The organism is Chitinophaga sp. (assembly GCF_039596455.1).
Lineage (GTDB): Bacteria > Bacteroidota > Bacteroidia > Chitinophagales > Chitinophagaceae > Chitinophaga.
The window spans coordinates 2,075,507-2,100,916 of record NZ_JBCNJR010000001.1; the positions used below are offsets into that span (position 1 = coordinate 2,075,507).

The 25,410-nt window shown below is 49.0% G+C and carries 12 protein-coding genes; all 12 read left to right on the forward strand.

The annotated features are described in order from the left end of the window. Positions 1-309: 309 nt before the first annotated feature. Positions 310-1,011, forward strand: a complete 702-nt coding sequence (locus tag ABDW36_RS08450) for a sigma-70 family RNA polymerase sigma factor (protein ID WP_343701446.1) — start codon at positions 310-312, stop codon at positions 1,009-1,011. Next, positions 1,008-2,057 (forward strand): FecR domain-containing protein, encoded by a 1,050-nt coding sequence (locus ABDW36_RS08455; protein ID WP_343701447.1) that lies wholly within the window; start codon positions 1,008-1,010, stop codon positions 2,055-2,057. The genes ABDW36_RS08450 and ABDW36_RS08455 overlap by 4 nt, the downstream gene beginning before the upstream one ends. Positions 2,058-2,095: 38 nt before the next feature. Beyond that, a complete protein-coding gene (locus ABDW36_RS08460) occupies positions 2,096-5,626 on the forward strand; it encodes a SusC/RagA family TonB-linked outer membrane protein (RefSeq protein ID WP_343701448.1) in 3,531 nt (1,176 codons plus the stop codon). Positions 5,627-5,632: 6 nt separating this feature from the next. Next, a complete protein-coding gene (locus ABDW36_RS08465) occupies positions 5,633-7,042 on the forward strand; it encodes a RagB/SusD family nutrient uptake outer membrane protein (RefSeq protein ID WP_343701449.1) in 1,410 nt (469 codons plus the stop codon). 1,471 nt (positions 7,043-8,513) lie between these two features. Beyond that, positions 8,514-15,707 carry a gliding motility-associated C-terminal domain-containing protein gene (locus tag ABDW36_RS08470; RefSeq protein WP_343701450.1) on the forward strand — a complete coding sequence of 2,398 codons (7,194 nt, stop codon included), beginning with the start codon at positions 8,514-8,516 and terminating at the stop codon, positions 15,705-15,707. 10 nt (positions 15,708-15,717) lie between these two features. Further along, complete coding sequence (locus ABDW36_RS08475) at positions 15,718-16,710, forward strand: type IX secretion system membrane protein PorP/SprF (RefSeq protein ID WP_343701451.1); 993 nt, start codon at positions 15,718-15,720, stop codon at positions 16,708-16,710. A gap of 102 nt (positions 16,711-16,812) precedes the next feature. Beyond that, entirely contained in the window at positions 16,813-18,696 is a 1,884-nt protein-coding gene (locus tag ABDW36_RS08480; protein WP_343701452.1) for an OmpA family protein, read from the forward strand. A gap of 27 nt (positions 18,697-18,723) precedes the next feature. Continuing rightward, a complete protein-coding gene (locus ABDW36_RS08485; protein WP_343701453.1) occupies positions 18,724-18,885 on the forward strand; it encodes a hypothetical protein in 162 nt (53 codons plus the stop codon). A gap of 636 nt (positions 18,886-19,521) precedes the next feature. Further along, positions 19,522-20,079, forward strand: coding sequence for an NAD(P)H-dependent oxidoreductase (locus ABDW36_RS08490; RefSeq protein ID WP_343701454.1), 558 nt, complete (start codon positions 19,522-19,524; stop codon positions 20,077-20,079). A gap of 108 nt (positions 20,080-20,187) precedes the next feature. Beyond that, entirely contained in the window at positions 20,188-20,694 is a 507-nt protein-coding gene (locus ABDW36_RS08495; protein ID WP_343701455.1) for a VOC family protein, read from the forward strand. Between the two features lie 145 nt (positions 20,695-20,839). Then, the gene (locus ABDW36_RS08500) at positions 20,840-23,554 is read left to right on the forward strand and encodes a hypothetical protein (RefSeq protein ID WP_343701456.1); all 2,715 of its coding nucleotides are present in this window, start codon (positions 20,840-20,842) and stop codon (positions 23,552-23,554) included. Positions 23,555-23,804: 250 nt separating this feature from the next. Further along, positions 23,805-25,409: a hypothetical protein gene (locus ABDW36_RS08505; RefSeq protein ID WP_343701457.1), complete on the forward strand. Its 1,605-nt coding sequence runs from the start codon at positions 23,805-23,807 to the stop codon at positions 25,407-25,409. Position 25,410: the final 1 nt, after the last annotated feature.

Sequence of the window (25,410 nt, forward strand, 5' to 3'; positions counted from 1 at the left end):
GAAGAGACCCGCGCCAGGCGCGGGTTTTTTGTTTTTGGGTCGGGTTCAAACGAACTTTGAATGCTCGTTCTCCGCCGGTATGCCTTCGCATTCCCTTTCTTTTACCTGCTGGGCTGCAATCTCCAGGTGCATATTTGAGTAGTACGGGAAGGCCCCTTTACGCCTGTATTTTTATTTTTGTTAAATTTGTTTAATATAATACTGGGTTTACCAGGGAAGGGCGGCTGATTTGTTGTACCCGTTACGCTTGCCCAAATTTTGGCTATATATGTCAAAGTCATTAGCTTTATAAAAACTTACTCACCATTAATGCCTAAAAGTCAAAACATTGAAGATCATCGGCAATGGCGGCTATTACAAACGGGGAATATGAGTGCGTTAACCTATTTCTACGAGAAATATGTACATCTCATATTTAACTATGGGCAGAGATTCACCAGGGAAGACGATCTGATCGATGATGCTATACAGGACCTTTTTATTCGCATCTGGCAAAAACGGGAGAATCTGACTACGCCTGATTTTGTTGAATATTACCTGCTTAAATCCTTCAGAAATATTCTTTTCAGGAAATTGTCCCAGAGAGTTAAACGTGCCCATAGCGAGTTGGAAGAAGAACATGTAGTTGATGCCGAACCATCCTTTGAAGCACAATTGATCGTGGCGGAGCATGCAATTGAAACGGGCGAAAAATTAAAAAGGGCCTGGCAGCAATTACCTGCCAGGCAAAAGGAGGCTTTGTACCTGCGTTTTTATACGGATGCTTCTTATGACGACATAGCCGGGATCATGGGCATTTCGGTAAAAGCTACCTATAAAACGGTTTTCAGGGGCCTCGAGAAGCTGCGGGAAATGGTGATCATCACACTGGTATTGCTCCTGTGCGCGGGCGGCATACTTTCTTTTGAAAGATTGCCGCTATCAGAGGGTAAAATAGCTTCGGCCAGGTGTCTTTTTCTTAAATTATATAAAATAATACCTTCGAATGACGGTAGTTGGAGAGATTTATGAAAAATGATCATTCCATAGGGACCTATGCCGGATACGGGCTGAATGACTTTCTTGCGGATGAGGATTTCCAGGAGTGGGTGAAGAAAGATCTTCCACAGGACAGCGAATTCTGGCAAAAGTTTATACAGACCTATCCCCACAAAGAGAAAGAGGTGAGGGAAGCGCATCAGTTGCTTAGCAAATTGAAGTTTGTTGAAACACCTCCTGATCATACCCGCTATCAGCGTATTTGGGAAAATATCCAGGCTGGTGCGGAAGCTGCTGGAACAGTAACCCCGGAAACAGTGGTACGCCGTATGTCTCCGGTAAAAATGTGGATATCTGTTGCTGCGTCTGTAATCATACTGTTTTCCCTGGGTATGTGGTGGCTGAACAGCAGGACCCTCACCCTCCAAACCGGTAGCGCTGAAGTACAGGAGTTTGTACTGGCAGACCAGTCGACCGTTACGCTGAATGCAAATAGCAGCCTTGATTATCGCAAAAGCTTCAATCGTACCGCCAAACGGGAGGTATGGCTGGAAGGGGAAGCATATTTTAACGTTAGGCATTTTGCAGAAGGTGCTGCCGAAGCTCCGCGCCGTTTCATTGTACATACGCGGGAGCTTGACCTGGAGGTACTGGGTACCACCTTTAATGTCAAGACGCGCCGCTCGGCTACCAGTGTTATGTTAGCGCACGGAAGCGTGCTTGTCCGCTTCAGGAATAAATCTCATGATACCGTGCTGCTTAAACCCGGGGAAATGCTGGAGTTCACGCCAGGCCAGCCACCCGTATTGCATAAAGCTGTAGATTCTCTTCATATCAGCGCATGGAAACAGAAGCGGTTCGTTTTCTCCAATACCCCCCTTGACCAGGCCATACAACAGGTGGAGGATTTTTACAATTGCACGATAACGGTGAAAGACCCCTCGCTGCTTCATTACAGGATTACCGCTGCGGTAACGGCGCCGCCGGCGCAGGAGCTGGAAACAGCGCTTTCTGAAATATTGAATGTGAAAGTAAGCAGGAAGGGAGATGTATTTGAGATCGTCAGTGTACAGCAGTAGCGCCCGAGCGTTCTTATACAACAGCCTTATTTAGGGATATGATCAAAAAATGGTTATGTTGGTCATTGTACATTACCCTTACCTTGTTCTTTTCCCGGCAAGCGGCCGCCCAGGGCCGGTTATCGCTGGGTTTTGACGGGGCCGGCCTTGAAGAGGTTTTTCTAAAGGTCGGGGAGAAGTACAATGTTACTTTTTTGTACCCCCCTGCCGTAATGGCGACCGGAATAAAGGTTGCCTTGCCCGCCAAAAGGCGAACCCTGGCTGAAATGCTGGACGTTCTCGGAAAGGAGACGCGTCTGCGGTTTGACCTCGCAGGAAGGACGGTAACCGTACATCGGCCCTTTCCTTCACCGGCACCAACTGTGCCGGCTGAGACAAGCCTGTTGCTTCGCGGCAGGGTCCTGGACAATATGGGAACACCCCTGGCAGGCGTTACCATACGCAATCATAACAATGGTACCGGCAGCCTTACCGGTGAAAAGGGGGAGTATAGCATTCACACCTTCCCAGGCCATCAACTCAGCTTCAGCCTTATTGGTTACAAAACCCGGCAGGTAATGGCCGGACAGGAAACATCATCAACTATTCTTTTGGAGGAAAATATTTTAAACCTTGAAACTACCATAGTAACAGGATATACTGTTAAACGTGTTGAAGAACTTACCGGTGCGCTGTCAAAATTGAAGGGGGAAGAGATCAGGCGCGGTGTAACCAGCGCTGACGCAACGTCTATGGTCAAGGGAAGAGTAGCAGGCCTATATATCACTGAACAGCTGTCTGCAAACCCCGCCGGCGGAGGTGGAAAAATGCTGATGAGAGGCCAGAGTACGCTGCTGGGAACACAGGCCGTTCAGTTAACGACCAGCAATGGTGCTCCTTATCCGATAGTTCCCAACACCGTATTCGGGCCTTTGATAGTAATTGACGGCATTATCTCGCCCTACGGGGAGCTGAAAGACGCCGTTAACCCGGGGGATATAGAAGAGCTGGTAGTGCTGAAAGATGCGGCAGCTACGGCCATCTATGGATCAAGGGCGGCGGCAGGCGTTATAGACATTACAACCCGGCGGGGCAAGCCGGGAAAGATAAAAATTGACCTGGAAACAAAGCTGGGGCTTAATTCTCCCAACCGGGGCAAATTCAGGTGGATGAATGCCCGCGAGTTATACGATGCAAGAACAGCGCTTTTTACACAGGGGTGGGCTGATAACGGGGACTACTGGAGGTATTTGTTCAATGTTAATTCTCTCCAGGAACTGTTGAATAAGGCATTACCTACTGATGAGATGATGTCGCAGGCATTTGACTGGAGTAAATATTACTATGTACGTTCCCGTTTACAGGAAATCAATATATCCGCCAGTGGCGGCAATGACAGGAGCCGTTACTACTTTGCGGCAGGTCATTATGACGAACAGGGGACCATGAAGGATAATGGCCTCAAACGCATATCTCTTCGCCTGAACCTTGATCATGACTTTAACAGGATGTTTTCGCTCAAGGTGGGGCTGAATGGTATATTTGATCATGAAACGCAGCCGGTAGTTCCCCCGGGTTTACATAAGATGCCATCCTGGTTGTCTCCTTATGACGCAAACGGTGAACTGAAGCCCTGGCTAGGCACAATAGGCATCCCGGATGAGCGGCAGCCAAATTTCTTATTCGAGCGGCAGTTCAATAGCAAGGGTTACCGGGAGCATAATCTCTGGGGGAACGTAAAGCTGACGTTACGGCCCACCAGCTGGCTCACTATCTCATCCGGTAATGCAGGCAACCTTGTGCAGGGCGCCGGCAGGTTTAATGCGGACGCACGTTCATTTATGGGTAGCGAGTACGGTCTGGATAATAACGGCTTTCTGATAAGCAGCGATAATAACAGCGATTATTTCATTACGTCGAACACGCTGATCCTTGAACGGAAATCTGAAAAACACTGGTTCCGTTTTTTGGCAGGCCAGGAATATCAACAGGTTTCCAGCGAAACGAAGGGTTGGAATTTGCAAGGGGTGAATCCGGCAGCCGGATATAACTTTTATTTAATGCTGCCCAACATTGGAACACGGGAGCTGCCACTGCTCCCTTATTATAATGCCACTCTGGTCTGGGAAGATCTCCATGGCGGAAGAAGGAAGTCCCGGATGTTGTCTTTATTTGGCGGGCTTACTTATAGCTACCGGAGCAGATATTTCGTCAGCACCTCTTTGCGGAACGACGCCTCATCGGAATTTAGCCCCCACCACCGCAATGCCGCCTTTTGGTCGGCCGGGGCCTCCTGGTTAATGAATAAGGAGCCTTTTATGCAGGCCTGGAAGGCTGTTAACTTGTTGAAGCTAAAGGTGAATGTGGGCACGAGCGGTTCACAGCTGGGAAACCTGCCCCTTACAAAAACCATATATGGACTGAACAGCATACTGGGCTTTTATTCTGGAGACAGGTACAATGGAGCGCCCGGCGTTTACCCGTTCTATACAGGTAACCCGGGATTGGCCTGGGAAACCACGCGTACATTGAATGTTGGGCTGGATGTGGGATTGTTGGACCGTATAGCGCTCAGTTTGGACTATTACCGGAGACGTTCCTTTGATTTGATCCAGGAGGTGCCTCAATCGGCAGCTACCGGCAATCTGTCCCGGCAATTCCGTAATGCCGGCGTAATTGGCAACTATGGACTGGAGCTGAACCTGAATACCCGGAATATATCCGGGAATAAATTCAGCTGGTCCAGCCATCTGAATATCGCCTTTAATACAAACCGGCTTATAAGCGTATATGGCGGAGCACTGGAGGCAGGTTACGGAACACAGATAAGAAGTGGAAATAATCCGGTGGCTACATATTACATATATCCGGGAGAAGACGTCAACACATTAAAAGGGGTTATCTATGCGGGCGTGGACCCGGCAAACGGCCAGCCCTTGTTTGAGAAACCGGTGAGAGACGGGAACGGGAAAATTGTCAGCATAGAAAAGGTGGGTAGTATACAAGAGGCTTTGGGGCCGGATGGGAAGGATTTCCGTACGCTGGGCACTAAAACCCCGAAGTTTAACGGGGGCGTTTCCAATACGATGAGATATGGAAACTTTACATTAAGCATGCTGGCCGAATTTGTGTATGGTACGCGCTCGCTGAATTTTGAGCGGATGGAGTTCCAGGCGGCTGATGGCGGCATTGACTTTAGCACAGCTAACAGGGTGGCATATGCTTCGTTCCAGCACCCCTGGCGATATCCCGGAGACAGGGAAGCGAATATGCCCTCCATATCAGCGCAACGGGGCCCATTTTCTGATATCAGGAACTCCTATTTCTATGAAAACAACAGCTTTTTAAGAATACGTAATGTCCGGCTGGATTACCAGTTCCCGGAAGATTGGCTGAACCGTTATATGGAAAGAGCGGGAATTTATCTAAGCATAGATAACCTTCATACTTTTACCAGCAAGTATTTTACGCAGGTTGACCCCGAAGGCGCATATGTGGGCGGCAACCAGTTCAGCTCTCTTAGCGGCGTGGGCGGCGGTCTCGGTCTACCCAGGCGTTACCTGGTGGGCCTGCTCTTCAGTTTTAAATAAAAGGCGATGAAAAAAGTATTTTACTGTTATGTCTTCTTCGCGCTATTGGTACTTTCTGCTTGTCGCAGACAACTGGACCTTGTTCCCGCCAACGACAACTGGACGGAAGGTGAGGAACAGTTGTCTTCCTTCGAAGGTATCATGGAAGCAGTGAACGGTAACTACGTACAGCTGAGAAACAACAATGGCAGGTTATATGTGTTGAGCGAACTAAGGGGTACCACATTTCTGATACCATTGCCCAGCCATTTGACGGAATACTTCGATATCTACAGTTATCGGCAGGATCCCCGCCTTTTGTCAACAGATAACTACTGGAAAACCGCTTATGCACTGATCATTGCCTGCAACAGGGTATTGGAAGGCCTGGGGCGCTTTGAAAAAAGCAGGCTGTTTACCGATCTTTCGCTCGCCCGGAGAGCTTTATTACTGCATGCAAAAGGAGAGACCCTTTTCCTCCGCGGATATACTTATTTCAACCTGGTAAGGTTGTTCGGGCGTCCTTACTACCAGCGCCCGCAGCTGAACCCCGGAGTGATGGTTAAAAACAATACAGATATAAACTTTATTCCCGGCCGCAGTACAGTGAGCGAAGTATATATGCAGATCATTGAAGACCTGAAGTTGGCAGACAGCCTAATGACAACGGATGCCGGGCGTACCAGCGCATTTGCCAGCAGACCGGCGGCATGGGCCTTGCTTTCTCGGGTTTACCTTTATATGGGAGGTACATTCGATACCCCTGATAAAACGCTCAATCAGCAGGCTTTGCTGTATGCCAACAAAGTAATTGATACGGGCAAATTTCAGTTGTTAAAGGGGAATGCATATGATACCCTGTTATATGATAGCAATTACAATAATCCCGAAACCATTTTCGCCTCTACTTATATAGATATTTACAATAACCTGTGGGAAGATACAAGAGCGGGAGGTCTGGTGGCCGCACCCTCTCTTCTGGGGGCTTTTTCGCAGAACGACTACCGTCGTGATTTTTTTGAGGTCGAACAGCAAGGCCAGACCGTGTTTACTGCAAAATATCGAAGTTCATCTCCCTTTATACACCTGCGCCTCGCGGAAGTCTATCTGAACAAGGCAGAAGCCCTTTTTAAACTGGACAGCACTTCACAGGCCCTGGATGCCCTCAACGTGATACATACCCGGGCCGGCCTGCCGGCCCTGTCTTACTCAGACTGGGCGCAACTCCAAAAAGACATTATCCGGGAGCGGCGCCTGGAGCTTTGTTTCGAAGGGCATAGCGGGTTCGATGATTATCGCAATGGCTTGCCCATGATGCGCCCTGCAATTGATGCAGGCACTGCCACCGAAGTGCTCCCGGCAGACAAGAGAATAGTACTGCTCATACCCCAAAGCGAAATGGATGCCAACCCCAGGATGGTACAAAATGAACAATGATATCTAATAGCCTGTAAGTCAATATCAAAGCGTTAACCAAATTTTTGGCGGGTTCTCCGGCCCGAGCCTGTGTTTTCCCTTTAAAAGCTGGTAAATGGGTTGCTAAAAAATCATCATGTAAAAATATTTCTACCAGTCGCGGGTAAATTTTAATGGAACGGGTCTCTATAGTACATAACATCAAATTACTATGAGTACGCTGCAGGAACATATACTTGGATTCGTGCCATCTTGTGACAGGAAGCTGATAGATCATATCACCCCGCTGATCAGGACGAAGACAATCAGGAAAAATGATTTTCTCCTGTCAGCTGGCACAACATGCAGAAAACTGAGCTTCATTACCCGGGGAATATGTTATAAGTATCTGGCAGAACGGACAAGGGAATGCGTTACCCAGTTTTACGATAAGGGAGACCTTGCGGGTGATTATGGCAGTTTTGCCAACCAGGTACCCAGCAGGTGCTGTATTAAAACATTGGAGAATGTAGAGGTACAGGAATTGCACTATAGCGACATTATCCTTTTATACAACACTGATCCTGCTTTTGAGCGTATATCACGGAAGATGACGGACCATTACTTCTGCCGCAAAACGGACCGTCTGCATTCTTTTCAGCATGAGTGCCCTGAAACGCGTTATCTAAGATTTCTGAGAGAACGGCCGGCGCTTATGCAACAGGTGCCTCAATATCTGATCGCTTCTTATTTAGGCATTACGCCTGTAGGGCTGAGCAAGATACGGTCCAGGCTATCCAATAGCAGGCCGTCTGTATTTGCGCATGGAAGGGAGTTGACCGTAATGTCTTACTTAAGCTGAAAAATAAAATATTTCAGGAGGGTAAAATGATTGTGTAGGTGTCTCTTCTGAATAGTAACAGGTCTCATTAATGGTTGAAGGTACGGGTGCTACTCTCGTACCGAAATACAGTGCTAGGTAAATTAAGGGGCTGGTGTTCACCCCAGCCCCCAATTCTTCACAACATTAATGAGTTATCCGGTTTACCAATTATATCTCCCTGATGATGGAATAAATGTGCTGTTCAGGGAAACTTATTAAACAACTTTAATGACATGGGTTTTTCGTTCCGATAATTTTGCGCCTTGAAACCAACGTATGCTGTATCTCCCCGTCAGTCCTGAGAAAGGGCTGACGCTTCGGGAATGCACTACCGGGCCATTCCGAGGAATTTTATGGACAAAAAACAGTGGCAGGCCCCTGATAGCATCAGGGGAGTGGATCTTCGTGCGCATGCTGCATGCGCTATTAATAACTATTGCGAAAACGGAAGTAATATTTTGAAAATAACATAGTAAGTACTAATAGCCAAGTCTCATGGAAACACATTTACACGTGTCGAACTCGCAGATGTTCATCCGTCAATCATTCCGGACGGGTTTAGAGTCCTGCATTGCAAAGCCAGGCTCCCTTTTAGGTAAGGCGGGTCTCTGTTTGCTTTTGTTGATTTTGATGTTCACAAATTTTGCTGCGTATGCGCAGCAGGATTGCGGCAGGCCAACGAAGGCATCCGGTACCCAGGGGGGGATCAAGCTGATGGGCAGTACGTCCGTCAATAACCCGCAGTTTGCTATTGACAATGATATGAAAACGGCGGCTACATTAAACAATGGGCCGGTCAGCCTTTTGGATGCCGGCTCCGAGTTGAATATTGAATTTGGTACGCCGCTCAGGATACGCGATGGCGTTCCAGATACCGTTACCATTAAGTGGCAGTTACCTGCAGCCTTCAGGCTGGACGTGGCCGGTGCCGTTGTGGTAACAATGTATAAAAATGGCAACCAGCAGGTAGGGTCCTATGATATGAAAGGCAGGAGCTTGCTGACGCTTAATGAGTGGCAGAACGGCTCACAGCCATATAGCATATTCAAACAAGCGGTTCCAGATGATGTAGATCGTGTTAGCATCACACTGAAATCCGGGCTTCTTGCGCTGGATGTAAGCCAGTTGTTCGCCCCCCTTGGTGTGGTAAATGAAAACACCGCCCTTAAAGTGTATGAAGTATATGGAGCGCTGGGCGTACCCAGGATGGACAGTATTCTCAGAAAAAACGAGATTATTATCAGGAATGGGGAAACGGCTACCTTCTCGGTAAGAGAAGACAAGCGGAACCTCGGTTACAGGTTTAAGTGGTTTAAAGGATATCGTGATCAGGCACCTGTATACACCGGGTTCGATTTTAAGCCGGAAGTGCTGCCGTCTGTTACAGAACAGCGGTATACTTACTATGTAACCATTGAGAAAGACGGGTGTTTGCTGCAAAGCAAATTACCTGTTTATTTGATTGTAAACCCCCAGGCCCAGCTCCTGGGCAGCATAGCGCCCTCACGGACGAAGGTGAGCAGCGCAACACCAGGTGAGACGGGACGCCTGGATTATTCTATTCTGTTGGTAAATAAAGGAGCGGCCCAACTCCAGCCTTCCGCAAGAATATTCATAAAAGATATACCAATGCCGGTTGACCGGTACCAGATACAACGCATCACGCTTCCGCAGGGCAACATTGGAAGGTATGATGCTACAACCGGCTCGCTGACCGGCGTCACGCTTGATCCCGGAGATACCATTCGCCTGGAAGTACGGGGCGTTGTGGACACTACCTATAAAGGAATACTGAGAAATAGCGCCAACGGCATTGATGAACTGGGCCTTCCGATACCCATCACGGAATCCCCCTTCGTTTTTGTCAATGTAAGTGACAGCACATCAGGTAATAACGGTACTGCAAATACATGCCCGACTGTGGAGAGAACCTGTAACAGGCCTGATCGTATTACGTATGAGACTGCAATGGACCCCGAATGGGGAAAAAGTATACAAGACGATATAGCATCAGTTCTCAAATCGCCCGTAAACGCGCTCCTTACATTGGGCAATGGAGTGAAGAATGTTCTTCAGGGAATACTCACATTAAACCCTGTTGCAGTTGCAGAAAAAGCTTGGAATGCTGTTACTGGTTTCTTTTCAAGCCTTTTGGGTGGAGGTCTCCAGCAGCCGTCAAACCTTCAATATGCGGGAGACGGGAACGAGGGAACAGCTGTTGCTTTTGAGCCTGATATTCTTCAATTGGGGCAATGGCAGGCTGTAAGCGCACATTTTGATTCAAGCCCCCTGATGGCCGGAGACTCTGCTGTTATCCTGTACAGCGAAGACGCCACCTTCCGTGTACAGATAGGAACTGTACGTGTATACATGTATTATAAAGATAAGCAGGTGGGTGAGTATGTAGACCTGAAAGAGGCGTTTGCCCTACAGAATATAGTTCCCTGGGTGAGCGGTGGTATGGCGTTCAAGCGGGTTGCCATCCCTATATCACAGCAAGTTGACCGGGTGCAGGTAAGCGTTACCGGGGTTGGTGCCGACCTTGGCTTAAAAAGTACGCGTATTTATGAAATTTCACGCAAGCCTCAACAACCCAGGATCGAAACCTTTATAGACAAACTTTCCGTTCAGGTGGAGCAGGGTGAAGAAGTGCGCCTGAAAGTGAAGGAGGAGAAGCGTGGCGAATGCATGATCTATAAATGGTACACTGAGGAAGACCTGGGCAAAGCCCCCTTCGCTACGGGCCCTGAAGCCGTGGCGAAGATCCCCGCCGGATTTACCGGAACAAAATATTATTACCTCCAGGCATTGGCTAATGCCTGTAGCGATAACCCCACCGCTCCGCTGGAGGTGAAAGTGGACATATTACCTTCTCCCATGCTCGAAGGTGTAGTTACCACAGAAGATGCAAATCCCAAAGTGGAGAGAGGTGGCAGAATAAGATATATACTGACTATTAACAACAACGGCTTACGAACGCTGTCTGATACGGCCCGTCTGAAAATAAAGGCCATCTCTGAAAATGACAAGAATTTCAAGATAGACAGCATCACTGTTTTGGGCCGCGGACGTTTTGACATGACCACCGGAGAATTCACCGGTGATTCCATCCCGCCGAACGGAAAAATAACACTGGTGATCAGTGGAGGCATTCCGCCAACATATGCCGGTCAGCCAATCAATATTAATGTATCTGGCTGGCACATGAACGGCAAGCAGATACCCATTAGGCAGGCGCCGCCGGTAATGCCCAACTACCACCTGAAGGTAAAAAAGGTGCCTGATCAGCTAAAAGTAGGCAGGGAACAGAAACTGGACTATACCATTACTATCACCAATACGGGAACAGAGAGCTTCCCGTCAGCTTCAAAGCTGTATATCAAAGATGTACCGAGAGAAAAAGGGTATAGAATTGACAGGATGTACGTTCCCGAAGGTAGCTCCACAGGTGGTTACTATGTGATGGAAGACTCTACGCTCCGGGGTGCTGAAATTCCGGTGGGCGGAACTGTTGAAATACGTGTGGAAGGCTTCCTGACCAAGGAATACCAGGGCGGGCCCATCAATAATGATGTGATCGCAACGGATGAAAACGGGAATCCGCTCGAAGTGGAACCTACGCCTACCGTGAACGCCGAAACAGACAAGTATGCGCTGTACGGGAACAAGTATGCAATTGGGCGCGAAGGCGATGTGAAGGCAGGAGACCAGCTGGACTTTGTGATCATTCTGTACAATAAAGGTCCGGAAACCATGCCTGAGAGCGCCAAAACCTATATCCGAGACATGGCGCCCAAAGATTATATTATACAGGAAATTTCCGTAGCAGACGGTAAAGGCCAGTATAATGAACCGGTATTGACCGGCGTAAAACTGGCCCCCGGAGATTCCGTAAGGTTGAACGTAAGAGGTTACCTCTCCAATAACTACAGGGGAGATACCCTTGTCAACAGGGTTGTTGGCAGAACGGAAAACGGTACCCCGATTGATATCACGCCTTCGCCCGTGATCAATCCCGGATTCAAACTCAGCGGGGACAAACAGCCCGACAAGCTGAGGGCCAATGCGGGTGAGGCATTGAATTATACCATCACACTTTTCAATAGCGGAAAGATAGCAATGCCGGCAGGACAGAAGGTTTACATAAAAGATGTACCGCAATCGGAATTCTATGTTATTGACAACATCAGCGTAATAGGCAATACCGGTGTGTATGACATGAAGACGTTAACGCTTAAAACCTCCGCTCCTTTGGAGCCGAACGGGAAAATCAGCTTGCTGGTGAAAGGGCATATCAGGGAAGACTATAAGACCGGTGAGATCGGTAACAGGGTAGAAGTCCGCACGGATAGTACCAAACATGACATACCGCCCGCCCCGATAGTAAACGAGGTGAAATACAGGATGCAGCTTGCCAAGGTTGCAAATAGCCAGGAACCTGTAGGGCCCGGTTTCCCGGTAGAATTTACCATCACGCTCCGTCATAAGGGGGTTGTGGATATCAAACCCACAGACAAGGTAATGGTTGTAGATACGCTGCCGGCCGGATTTGAGCTGATCGGATTTGAACCGTCAGCAGGTACTTACGACCCTGCAACACACTACTGGACCGGCTTGGCCCTGATTTCCGGTCAAAGTGAAAGACTGCTGGTAAAAGGCCGGGTAAGCCCTGACTTCAGGGGAGATTCACTGGTCAACAAAGTAAGCGGCAAAGCGCCGGATGGAACTGCTATAGACATTGATAGCACCGCTAAACAAGCCGTTGTGAAAATTGATACCACTAAACGGATGAGCAAGCTGGAGCTGCGCAAGGTGGCAGACAAGAAGGAGGTTACTTCCGGAGATTTGCTTGGTTTTACAATTATCCTGAAGAACCTTGGTGATACAGTGTTTGCAGCGGACAGGATCACTGTACAGGATATGATTCCGGAAGGTTATGTAATTGGCAAGAAAGAGGAAGTAGTAGTAAGCGCTGGTGAATATGATGCCGCAACCGGTTACTGGACAAATCTCAAAATTCCGGCCGGGGATAGTGCAACTATCCGGCTGAATGGCCAGGTACTGGGTACCTATTGGGGTGAAATGACCAATAGGGCCCTGGGCTTTGACCAGCATAACATACCGATCCCGGTTGCCGGAAGTACGGATAATATTGCCCGGGCAACTGTACGGGTAAATCCCCCTGCGTCTGAGTACAACCTGCTGCTTAAAAAGAAAGCAGACAAATCCAGCGTGAAATCAGGTGATCCGCTTAACTATACGATCACTTTACTCAACAACGGTAAGCTGAACCTCACGGATACTATCATAACGGTGAATGATACCCTGGCCGGAGGTTATATCGTAACAAACAGCTACCGGGCTAATGCCGTAACGGTGAAGGACTCCCTGCCCGCAGGTTATATCGTAGACAGTTACCAGGTTGACAATGGCAGCTACGATCCTCAAACTGGCCGCTGGACCAACCTGACGCTTCCTGCAGGCCAAAGCGTTACCCTGGTACTGAAGGGCCGGGTAAGCAGCACCTTTAGCGGCAAGCTTGTAAATACAGTAGGCGGCCTTGACCCCAAGGGAATTCCCATCAAAAATACACCTGAAAGCAGGTCGGAAGTAAATGTAGACCCAGTTAAACCGGTTTACAAACTTGCCCTTGGCAAGGTCTTGAAATCAAACCAGCGCCCGATCAGGCCTGGAGATCCGCTCAACTTCGAGATCACATTATATAATAATGGTGGAGAGGCAATAACGCCGAAAGATACCGTAACTGTTGTAGATCAGATACCCGCCGGCTATGATGTACAAAGCTTTGAGGCCAGCCGTGGCAGCTACAACAGCACTACCGGGAAATGGACAGGGTTTGACCTGAAATCGGGCGATAGTGTTGCCATCCAGGTAAAAGGCGTGTTGAGCAAGGATTTTGCCGGCAGTTCCCTGACCAACAAGGTAATTGGTAAAGATCCTAATACAGACCCGATCCCTGCGGTGCCTGGCAGAGAAGAGGCGCGGGTAGATGTTGATACTGCAAAACACAATCTGCTGCTGAGCAAACAGGCCAACAGCGCTACGGCTAAACCAGGTGGTGATCTTGACTTTACGATCACGTTGAAGAACCAGGGCCCGAAAGCGATCCAGCGGGGTGACGTGGTAACGGTTACAGACCTGTTGCCGGCAGGTTACGATGTGAAGAGCTTTGAACCGTCATCAGGCACTTATGATGCAGTCAGCGGTTACTGGACAAGCCTGAATGTGGCAGCCGGGCAGAGTGCGACCTTGTTAGTAAAAGGTACGGTGCGTGCGGACTACTCCGGCAGCAACCTGACCAACAAGGTAATCGGCCGTACACCGAACGGAGATGATATACCGGTTGAAAACGGTGGTGGCGCCACAGTAGTAATAGACGGTGGGGACAGTACCTATCACCTGTTGCTGAGCAAACAGGCCAACAGCGCCACGGCTAAACCAGGTGGTGATCTTGACTTTACGATCACGTTGAAGAACCAGGGCCCGAAAGCGATCCAGCGGGGTGACGTGGTAACGGTTACAGACCTGTTGCCGGCAGGTTACGATGTGAAGAGCTTTGAACCGTCATCAGGCACTTATGATGCAGTCAGCGGTTACTGGACAAGCCTGAATGTGGCAACCGGGCAGAGTGTGACCTTGTTAGTAAAAGGTACGGTGCGTGCGGACTACTCCGGCAGCAACCTGACCAACAAGGTAACCGGCCGTACACCGAACGGAGATGATATACCGGTTGAAAACGGTGGTGGCGCCACAGTAGTAATAGACGGTGGGGACAGTACCTATCACCTGTTGCTGAGCAAACAAGCCAACAGCGCTACGGCTACGGCAGGCGGCCCGCTTGACTTTACGATCACGTTGAAGAACCAGGGCCCGAAAGCGATCCGGCCGGGTGACGTGGTAACGGTTACAGACCAGTTGCCGGCAGGTTACGATGTGAAGATCTTTGAGCCGTCATCAGGCACTTATAACATGAACAACGGTCAGTGGACCGGCCTGAATATGACGGCCGGGCAAAGTGTGACCATGTTAGTGAAAGGTACAGTGCGTGCTGACTACTCCGGCAGCAACCTGACCAACAAGGTAACCGGCCGTACACCGAACGGAGATGATATACCGGTTGAAAACGGCGGTGGCGCCACGGTAGTGATCAATGGCGGAAACGATGCCTACCACCTGCTGCTGAGCAAAAAAGCGAACAGCGCCACAGCTACAGCAGGCGGCCCGCTTGACTTTACGATCACGTTGAAAAACCAGGGCCCGAAAGCGATCCGGCCGGGTGACGTGGTAACGGTTACAGACCAGTTGCCGGCAGGTTATACAGTAATCAGCTTTATGCCATCATCAGGCACTTATGACGCAGCCAGCGGTCAGTGGACAGGTCTGAGTATGGCAGCAGGTCAGAGCGAAACCTTATCAGTGAAGGGTACCGTACGCCCGGACTACTCAAGTATCCGCCTGATCAATACAGTAACTGGCCGTACGCCGAACGGAGATAACATACCGGTTGAAAATGACGGTACCGCAACAGTGGAAATAGACCAGGACCTGGTGGTGCCGAATGTGATCACACCTAATGGAGATGGAGTAAATGATGTACTGCGGATAAGAGGATTGGAAAGGTATAAAAATCCTGAGCTGATAATCATTAACCGCTGGAACAACCTGGTATATAAGAACAATAATTACGACAACACCTGGAACGGGTCAGGCTTGTTAGAAGGGACTTATTTCTATGTATTGACCATTAAGGATAATGCTGGAAAACCGATAGTAAAGCGTGGATATATTATGGTTTTACGTTAAAGCACTTGTTATGTCAAAATTTAAATTTATAAATAGTTTGATAATCGGAGGGATGTCTTTGTGGTCCCTCACTGTACAGGCCCAACAGGCCCCTCAGATAAGTCAGTATATGTTTCATGGACTGTTCATCAACCCTGCCTACGCAGGGTACCGTGAACAGCTGAATATAACCGGTGTTTACCGGAATCAGTGGACAGGCGTGGAAGGAGCGCCAAGAACTGGTTCTGTGGCAGTAGATGGAACTGTGAATGAAGACAAGGTAGGGCTGGGTTTTAATGTTGTTGCCGATAAACTGGGTGCGGCCACCAATCTGAGTGCTTACCTCAATTATGCGTACCGCATCAAATTTGACAGTTATGAGGGGATACCCAGAACTCTGGCAATAGGGATTTCCGGTGGCGTAGCCCAGCAGTCGCTGGATGGCACCAAGCTGAAACCGGACGAGACGAATGACCTCCGGCTGCTGAATGAGCGGAGAACGATAACAATGCCGGATGCACGCGTTGGTATCTTGTATCATACCGATAGATTTTATGCAGGGCTTTCCGCTGACAATATTGGTGTGCACTTTCTAAAACCCAAAAAAGACCCAGACCGTTTACTGCCGGAAACAAAAATAAATCTGTATCTGCTTGCAGGATATCTCCTTCCGGTATCGGAAGGGCTGGCGGTGCGGCCGTCTATGCTGCTGAAGAATGACCTGGCGGGCCCCAGCAGCCTGGATTTGAATGCCTATTTGCTGATTCAGCAAATGGTGTGGGTAGGAGCTACTTACAGGACCGGTATCAACCTGTTCAAAAAGAACGTTGACCCCAGGCTGGAAAAACCGTCTGCCGTTGTGTTTGGCGCGCAGTTCTATCTGGGAGAACGGTTCCGGCTTGGGTATTCATATGACCGTTCCCTGAAAAGCACAGCAACATTGGGGGCCAGCAGTCATGAGGTATCCATCGGGATCCTTTTCCCAAGAAGGGATGAACAGATGCTGACTCCCAGGTTCTTCTGACAACAGATATCACTAACGATAGAAACTAATCGGATGCATATTTTTAATATACTCAGATTCGGCATTGCATTACTGTGCGGCAGTTTGTGTACGATTGATGTAATGGCACAGTACAGCCTGAAAGAAGCAGATCGTGAATTTGAAAAGTTCAACTTTTCCATTGCGGCAAAAAGATATGAAAAAGCGTATGTAAGCAAACCCTCCACCCCGGCGGTAGAGGGCATGGCGAAGTCCTATCTTCAAATGAGGAATTTCCAGCTTGCGGAGTCGTGGTACAGCAAACTGGTGGCAATGAAGGATGCTCCTGCAGACAGCTACATCAGCTACGCAGAGGTGCTGAAAAATAACGGCAAGTATGCAGAGGCCAGAAAGCAGTACCAATATCTCCGGGATAATCATTTTCCTGGAGTGGATGTTGCAGATATGAACAGAATGATCCGTTCCTGCGATTCTGCCGTTTTCTGGATGAATAATCCCTCAGATATCCAGGTACGGAACCTGTCCGCTATCAACTCTGAATATGCTGACTGGGGAGGTGTTTCATTCAGCGGAGGGTTGCTGTTCCTGTCTGACCGTTTGGAGCGTGGGTTCGACAATAAAAAATATGGATGGACCGGTAACGGGTATACCCGCTTATATTTTGCGGATGCAGGCAACGCCATCAAACCGCTGGATACCGATAACATTAATGGCGCTTTCCACACCGGGCTGGTTGCCCTGAACGCTGATGCATCAGAAATGGTGCTCAGCAAAACAGATAATTCTGTGCTAAGGGAATACAAGTTCGGAGACAGGCAAATAAATACAGTGGGGTTCAGCCTGTACGACAGCCGCTTTGTTAACGGGAAATGGTCCAGGATCACCCCGCTGTCATTTGGAGCGGCCACGAAAGGTTATTCTGTTGGAGACCCTTTTCTGACAAGTGACGGCAAGTTCCTCTACTTTTCTTCCGATATGCCCGGCGGTTATGGCGGAACAGATATTTACCAGGTGGAACGCTTGTCTGATGGCAGTTGGAGCACGCCGAGGAACTTAGGCCCTAAAATCAATACGAAAGGCCAGGAAAGATGTCCCGCATTTGATGAAAAGGGAAACTTCTATTTCGCTTCAGATAACCTGATCGGTATGGGGGGGCTGGATATATATGTTGTGCCGGGAGGGAACTTCTGGAAAGACGCTCCCGTCAATATGGGGTACCCTGTTAATAGTCCCGAAGATGACTTTGCTTTCCGGTTTAAAGATGCTACAACCGGGTTCCTGTCTTCCAACCGCCAGGGTGGAAAAGGGAACGATGATGTCTACAGCTTTCAGATGAACGCATCTGCCATGACGCCATCCTTTATAAAATTGAATGGTAAAGTGGTTAACAAAACAACATTGGCGCCGATTGCCAACGCTGTTGTGACCATCACTGACAGCAGCAGGAATGAACGGAGACAAATATCTACCGACAATGACGGCCTTTTCAGCTTCCGGCTGGATACGATCTCTACCTACCGGGTAAAAGCAGAGAAGACCGGGTACCTGCGCGATTATGGAACATCTGTCGACATCAGCACACTGGAGAGCAGAGATAGCGTGTTTGTATTGGTGAAGCTGGATAGCATTCTTCTTAACCAGCCGCAACGGCTGTTCGGACAGATTGAAAATATTTATTTCGACTACGATAAATGGGATTTGAAACCGGAGATGAAGCTTGAAGTGGATAAGCTGGTAAATATCCTGCGGGAAGAGCCTACGCTGAAAGTGGAAATCAGTGCATATACTGATTCAAGGGGGAAAGCTTCCTATAATATGAAACTTTCGCAGAAAAGAGCGCAAAGCGTGGTAAACTACCTGATAGAAAAAGGGATCACTGAAGATAGACTGGAGGCCAAAGGTTATGGAGAAACAAACCTGGTGAACGGTTGCAAGGATGGTGTACCCTGTACGGAGGTTGAACATTTGAGGAACAGAAGAGTTGAATTTACGTTGTTTAAAAGATAATGCATGAGACTGAAAATGAGGTGCAATATGCTTTTACTGATCCTGGTAATGATGGGGCTGCTGCTCTCCTGCAGAGCAGGGTATTATGCAGGCGGGCATATGAGCAGGAAGCGGAGCGGAATTATACCCTGCCCAACGGTCGGAGAGCATAAAGAGCGAAGAATATTCAGCCGGTCTTTCTACCAGTAAGACATAGTAGTTAACCAACCAACCGGTGCCCAGGCACCACCCCGTGAAAAGCGGCATTATAACAATGCCAACATGGCTATATCAATACCAGTGCAGATATTCTGGCAGGAGAACTGCTACTGTGAGATATAGCCTTTTTTTGAGTAGACGGAGAAGTTTTTTTCATCGGGACTTATAGGTTAATGGCACAAACGGCCGGGTGACTCTTCACCTGGCCTATTTTATACTTCGTAATTGTTAATTATAAGTTAACGTTTGGTGCATGCCGGGTAAAAATACGACAATGATGTATCCCATATATGAGCATCGCATATAGAATTCCTATCCTGGTTAGACCGATCATAGGTGACTGCATTAGTTATCTTGATCCGGAGGACGGGGAAAATTCTTCGTCCTCCATATTTGTTTTTCGTCAAAGTAGGATCAATAACGATTTGATTGTTGTTATAGGGTAGTTGACGGTCGATAAGGTCCACTTTAGTGTTTAGCGATAAAGCGCTGATGATCTCATCAGCGCTTTATTATTACCAGGATGTACCATGGTCTAACGGCGGGTTATGCCAACGGCCTGGTTTTTGATGCGCTGCTACAATGGTGAACGGTCATCGTGCACAGTAAATTCAAAAAGCTAATACTATGAGTAAAACAATAGGTATTATAGCAGGCAGCCTGCGGAAGGAGTCTTTTTCAAAAAAAGTGGCCAATGTCATACAGGCAATGGCGCCTCCCGGTTTTGAGTTTAAAATGGTCTCCATTGACAATTTGCCCCTCTATAACCAGGACTTTGACGATAATAACGAGGTGCCGGAGTCCTGCACGGCTTTCCGGAAAACGATCAAGGAGCTGGATGGTGTAATATTTGTAACGCCGGAATATAACCGCTCCATTCCCGGGGCATTAAAAAATGCCATAGATGTAGCATCAAGGCCGTTTGGCAAAAACAATTGGGATGGAAAGCCGGGCGCTATTTTCAGCAATTCTCCCGGGCAGATTTCCGGCTTTGGCGCCAACCATCATCTTCGCCAATGTATGGTGTTTTTAAATGTGGCAGTAATGCAACAGCCTGAAGTATATATTGCCGGCGTAAATAAGTTGTTTGATGAAAGCGGCAACCTGAAAGATGAAAAAACAAAAGCGTTCTTGCAAAAAGCGGTAGATGCGTATATTGTTTGGTTTAATAAGATAGCAGGCTGATAGCGATCCAATTAGTCGCAAACGGCCCCTACATTGCCGCGAATGCCCCTGATGCAGTTCCTCCTTCCGTTATACCTTTGATAAGGTATTAACCTAACTGCAACAAGCATGAACAATATCAACAACACCATTGCGGCGCTTGAGCTGGCCCAGATAGGCTGGGTGGTGCCGGATATTCACGCCGCCGTGCAATTCCTTTCAAACGCCCTGGGTATCAACTTCCCCCAGCCGGAACACGTCCGCGCGCAAGACGTGGGGCTGAGCTATTACGGCCAGTCCCTGGCCGGAGAATGGCTGACCACCCAGGCCTATAACGGGGGCACCTTCATAGAGCTCGTTCAGCCGGTTTCCGGCCAAAGCATGTTCCACGATTACCTTGCCCGGTATCCTGCAGGCGGTACGCAGCACATAGCCTTCCGCCTGCCGGTCAGTGATTTTGAGCGCATTACCGGAGATCTGCGCAAGCAGGGTTATGCGGTTATAGGTGAAGTAGACCACCCGATTGCACGGATGGCTTTCTTTGATACCTACCAGACGCTTGGCGTTGTTACTGAAATTATGGGCATTACGCCGGAAGGGTGGGAGGCGGTGGAACAGATGAAGAAGGCCCGGTGAGGATAATCACCCTCCTTACAGTATTATTTTCCTGTCTGGTTTTGAAGTGAATGGTGACCACCATTCCCCGCAAGCTATTGCAATTCTCCCCGGAAATTTGCAAATTAGCGTCCTTCCGGGTTTTTCCACAACTTCAAAAACGGACATGCGCAATTATTTTACACTTCTTTGGCACATTGCCATCCTCCCCTGCCTCTTTTTTTCTATTAATGTATTTGGCCAGGCCCAAAAGAAAATTTACCGCTTCAACGCGGCCGAAGCAACCATCAACAAGGCAACTGCTGAAGTGGTGGCAGATGAGCGGCTGGGCAATAAAAAGGGCACGGCCCTGAAAGCCGGTGTTGCCGCCACCGTTGAGGGCAGCAGCCCGGAGGCAGACCTTGTCTTCCACGTGAAGCTTCCCACGGCGGGCCGATATATGATGCATAGCTACGCCGTTACGGATGCGGAAGGCGCAGCGCTCATGAAAAAGGCGAAAACGAAGTTCGAGTCTTTATTTATGAAGCTCCAGATCGGCAACAGCCGCGCAACAAAGCGGGTGGTATATGTTCCGTGGGACAGACCGCGGCAGGAAACCGGTAAATTCGAGTTCGGCGGCGGAGAGGAAGTAGTGAAGATCTGGTTGCCCAGAGGCGTACGGCTGGAATACATTGAGCTGGTCCCCTATACGCCGCCCGCAGTACCGCCCCAGGCGCAAAACTATCAGCCCGCGGTAGTACCGCCGGCCTCACACCCCCGGCTTTGGGTAAACCAACAATCTTTGCCGCAGATAAAAAGCCGCCTGACCGCCCCTGAAAACCAGGCTGCCTGGGAAAAGGTAAAAAAAGCGGCGCTTGCACCCTTTGTTTTCGAATTTGACCCGGCCAAAGAAGTGGCTTACAATGCCGAGCTGGAAATTGCGGCGGAAAATAAAGCATTCTATTACCTGATGACGGGCAACAGGAAAGCAGGCCGCGAAGCCATCACCCTGATGTCTGATTATTTATCTCATGTAGAGTTTGGCAACATCCTGGACATTACGCGGGAAATAGGAAGGGCCATCTATTACGGGTCTGAGGTATACGACTGGTGTTATGATCTCCTGAGCGAAGAGGAAAAAAAGCAGCTCTGCCATCACCTGCTCCGCCTGGCAGATGATATGGAGATTGGCTGGCCGCCCTTCCTGCAGAAAATTGTCAACGGGCATGGCAACGAGGCGCAGGTAAACCGCGATCTGCTGTCCATGAGCATTGCTATCTATAATGAAAACCCCTTGCCTTACCAGTACTGTTCTTATGCCGTGCTGGAAGACCTGGTGCCCATGCGCAGGTTCGAATACCAATCCCCACGGCATAACCAGGGGGTGAATTATGGCGCCTACCGCATGGGTTGGGAAATGCATGCAGCCTGGCTGCTGTACAGGATGACGGGGCAGGAAGTGTTTGACGCCAACATCAAAAACGTTCGCAGGTTCTGGCAATACATGCGCATGCCTAACGGGCAAATGCTGCGGGATGGTGATGGCTTCGGGGCCGGGAAGCCGGGAGAAGCGTATTACTGGAAGTCTCCGCTCACCATGTTGCTCTTTTACGCTTATGCGGCAGACCCCGTGCTGAAAGGCGAGTTTGTGCGGCAGGGCGGTTTGCCGGGAAACCCGGTATTATTCCTGCTGCTCAATGATCCTGCTTTGAAAGCCGAGCCCAGCCTGCAGTCTCTGCCATTGACAATGGACTTTGGGCCAGTGTTGGGATCTATGGTAGCCCGTACCGGCTGGAACATGGGAGAGAACAGCAATGACGTGGTGGTGGAGATCAAGGGTGGCGGTTATCACTTCGGCAACCACCAGCATAGCGACGCCGGCGCTATGCAGTTGTACTACCGCGGCATGCAGTTCGGTGACCTTGGTGTGTACAAATTCTATGGTACCCCGTATGACTTCAATTTCAACAAACGCTCCATAGCGCATAGCATGATGCTGGCCGTAGACACCGCTGAAAAATTCCTGCGTGCGGAGGCTAATGACGGCGGAACAAAATTCAACCAACGTGCGCCCCTTAGCCCGCAAGAGGTGCAGACAGACCCCTGGTTCAATAACGGCAAAGTGTTGTCTGCGGATTTTGGCCCTTCAAAGAATAGCCCCCTCTATAGTTATTTTGCGGTAGACCTCACCGGCGCCTATACGTCCAAGATCAGCGGCTACAACCGCGGTTTCTGCTTCCTCAACCTGGGCCGTGAAGATGTGCCTGCTGCTATTATCCTGACGGATGATATGGCCACCTCTTCGCCAGACATCAGAAAGTACTGGCAGATAAACGCGCTCAACGCCCCGCAAACAACGGCAGAAGGTGTGGTGCTGACCAGCCGGCAGGGAAGCCTGACGGGTAAAACCCATATCAGCATGCTGATACCTGCGGCAGCCAACCGCCAGATGGAAGTGGTCAGCGGGAAAGATGCCAACAACGTTTTCCAGTACAAATATGAAGTGCCCAACGTTGGCCAGCCCGAAGAACAGGGACATCGTATCATGATCTCCCCGAAAGCGCCGGCCCAAAGAGACCGTTTTCTGACGGTTTTCCAGCTGACGGATGGAGACAAGGCCCCTTTGGCGGTCAAATATTATGAAACCCCGGTAAGTTATGTTGTAATGCTGGCAGACCGCGTGGTGAGCATGAGCAATAGCAGGGAGCTGATCAGCAAAGGATTTTCCATAAAAGTTCCCGGTGGTGCAGAATACCAGGTAGTGCTTACCGGCATGGCGCCCGGTAAATGGAATATTAAAGGAACGAAAGGGAAAATGAATTTGAATGCAACGGTAGACGCCGGCAGGAATACGATCTTTTTCAAGGCAAAAGATGGAGAGTATACCATCAGCCCACAGTAGAAGAAATATACGGCCTGCAGGGGATTTCGCTCTGCAGGCCCCGTACCTGGCTTTCCCGGCTGCGCGGCATGTTTTTGTTAATGATTTGAAATTATCTGCCTGATTTGCTACATTCGGTTGCAAATCGATATAAAACTTTGAGCCCCGTTATCTATGAGCATTTGTAACATTAGCCCCGGTAGTCAATAAATCTGCAATTCCTTTTTATTATTTTTCCCCGATTAATGCCTGACATTTAGAAGAGCCTTATATGAAGTTAAAGTCGTACCTGCTTTTGGTAGCAGTGCTTGCCTGTGCCGGTAGCGTTGCCCGCGCGCAGTCGAATAATAGTGCCTATCCCTTCTCCCAGGATGCTATCAAGATAGACCCGGTTTCCCTCAAACCGGAAAAACAAATCCCGTTTGACAAGCCCTTTTCCCTGTTGCTGAGTATGGACGATGTGGAAAGTGTGGTTGCTGTACACGCATATGAAGTGAAATACCGGAAATGGGAGAAGGGAGATGCTGCATTCAATTATCTTAAAAGAGGAGGGAGGATCAGGGACATTGCACTGAAAAATGGAGTTGCTGACCCCATCCCTGGAGTTGGGATGCGGAAAGATGTGAAACAAAAATTGCTCATTATCGATTTCCCGCCCATGCCGCCAAATTTCCACTTCGACTTTGCAGTGATAAAACAGCTTTCCGGAGCCGCGCTGGAAAAACTGCGCGGATATACCAGCGCCATTGCAGACAGCCTGATCTGGAAGAATAAGATAGGCCTGAAGAAACTGGAGATTTCTTTGTATGATTTCTGGAACAAGATAGACAAACGTGTCTATCCCGGGCAAGGCCGAAAGTTCATGGTGTCAACTATCAATTTTGATCTAAGCGTCCAGGGAAACAAGAATACCTCAAATCTGTATTACTGCTATGACACAGAGCAGCTGGACAGCGCTTACCTGGCATTATACAACTTCAGTTTTGCTGCCGCTTTCCCAGACGCAGATGATGCTAAAGCCATTTACCAGTTGCTGGCGGCACAAAAGACAGACAACGTTGGCTATGCTCACCTGTTGACGGCTATTGCAGGAGGTTACCGCACATTTTATGAAAATGGCCGCCTGGCGCTGGGGCAGCTGGCGGAAGATTCCACGGGTTTCTTTGACCTAGACCAGCGGGTGAGTAACCTAGACACCAGCATGGCTCATCTGAAAAAAATGAGAGCCGCCCTGGAAAAGCTGGTGGGTGTTCCCCAACAGTCTTTGGTAACTGCGTTCAAAATAAAGATGGACACCCTGTTCAACAACGTCAGCAAAAACAGGGAAAAGCTCTCAAAAATAACTTCGTACATCAATAAAAAAATACTGGGCAACCCGGATATGCATTATACGCAATGGTATGTCAGTACCAACGTGGTGCAAGACCTGCAAACAAAATCCAGTTTTATTTTTACCCCGCAGGTAGGCCTTTCGGCTTTATATGTGAGGAACAATGCCAATGAAATTAAAGTAGTTCCCAAGCTGAACTGGGGTGTCAACATCAATTTCCGGTCTATAGACAAGCTGGTGGGCAGAAAGTACCTGCCCAACCGTACGCCCTGGCACTACCTGTCACTTCACCTGGGGCTTACCATAGGCGGTTTCCGTGACAAGGAGTATGAGAATTTGTATAACAGCACCTCCCTGTTGATAGGCCCCAGCTACCGCATCAATAAAGCCCTGTATTTTTCAACCGGGTTAAGCCTTTTCAGGCAAAAAGACAGGAACCCGCTTATCAACGAATATAACGTGGCCGGCGGCTTGTACAGCACGCTGCTGCTGGACCTGGATATCACCAATGCCATATCGACCATCAGAGGTTTACTTTTTAAATGAC

Bases quoted from the DNA above. Each gene is read 5' to 3' on its own strand.
- ABDW36_RS08450 (WP_343701446.1), top strand. From the start codon at position 310: ATGCCTAAAAGTCAAAACATTGAAGATCATCGGCAATGGCGGCTATTA.
- ABDW36_RS08455 (WP_343701447.1), top strand. From the start codon at position 1,008: ATGAAAAATGATCATTCCATAGGGACCTATGCCGGATACGGGCTGAAT.
- ABDW36_RS08460 (WP_343701448.1), top strand. From the start codon at position 2,096: ATGATCAAAAAATGGTTATGTTGGTCATTGTACATTACCCTTACCTTG.
- ABDW36_RS08465 (WP_343701449.1), top strand. From the start codon at position 5,633: ATGAAAAAAGTATTTTACTGTTATGTCTTCTTCGCGCTATTGGTACTT.
- ABDW36_RS08470 (WP_343701450.1), top strand. From the start codon at position 8,514: ATGTTCACAAATTTTGCTGCGTATGCGCAGCAGGATTGCGGCAGGCCA.
- ABDW36_RS08475 (WP_343701451.1), top strand. From the start codon at position 15,718: ATGTCAAAATTTAAATTTATAAATAGTTTGATAATCGGAGGGATGTCT.
- ABDW36_RS08480 (WP_343701452.1), top strand. From the start codon at position 16,813: ATGGCACAGTACAGCCTGAAAGAAGCAGATCGTGAATTTGAAAAGTTC.
- ABDW36_RS08485 (WP_343701453.1), top strand. From the start codon at position 18,724: ATGCTTTTACTGATCCTGGTAATGATGGGGCTGCTGCTCTCCTGCAGA.
- ABDW36_RS08490 (WP_343701454.1), top strand. From the start codon at position 19,522: ATGAGTAAAACAATAGGTATTATAGCAGGCAGCCTGCGGAAGGAGTCT.
- ABDW36_RS08495 (WP_343701455.1), top strand. From the start codon at position 20,188: ATGAACAATATCAACAACACCATTGCGGCGCTTGAGCTGGCCCAGATA.
- ABDW36_RS08500 (WP_343701456.1), top strand. From the start codon at position 20,840: ATGCGCAATTATTTTACACTTCTTTGGCACATTGCCATCCTCCCCTGC.
- ABDW36_RS08505 (WP_343701457.1), top strand. From the start codon at position 23,805: ATGAAGTTAAAGTCGTACCTGCTTTTGGTAGCAGTGCTTGCCTGTGCC.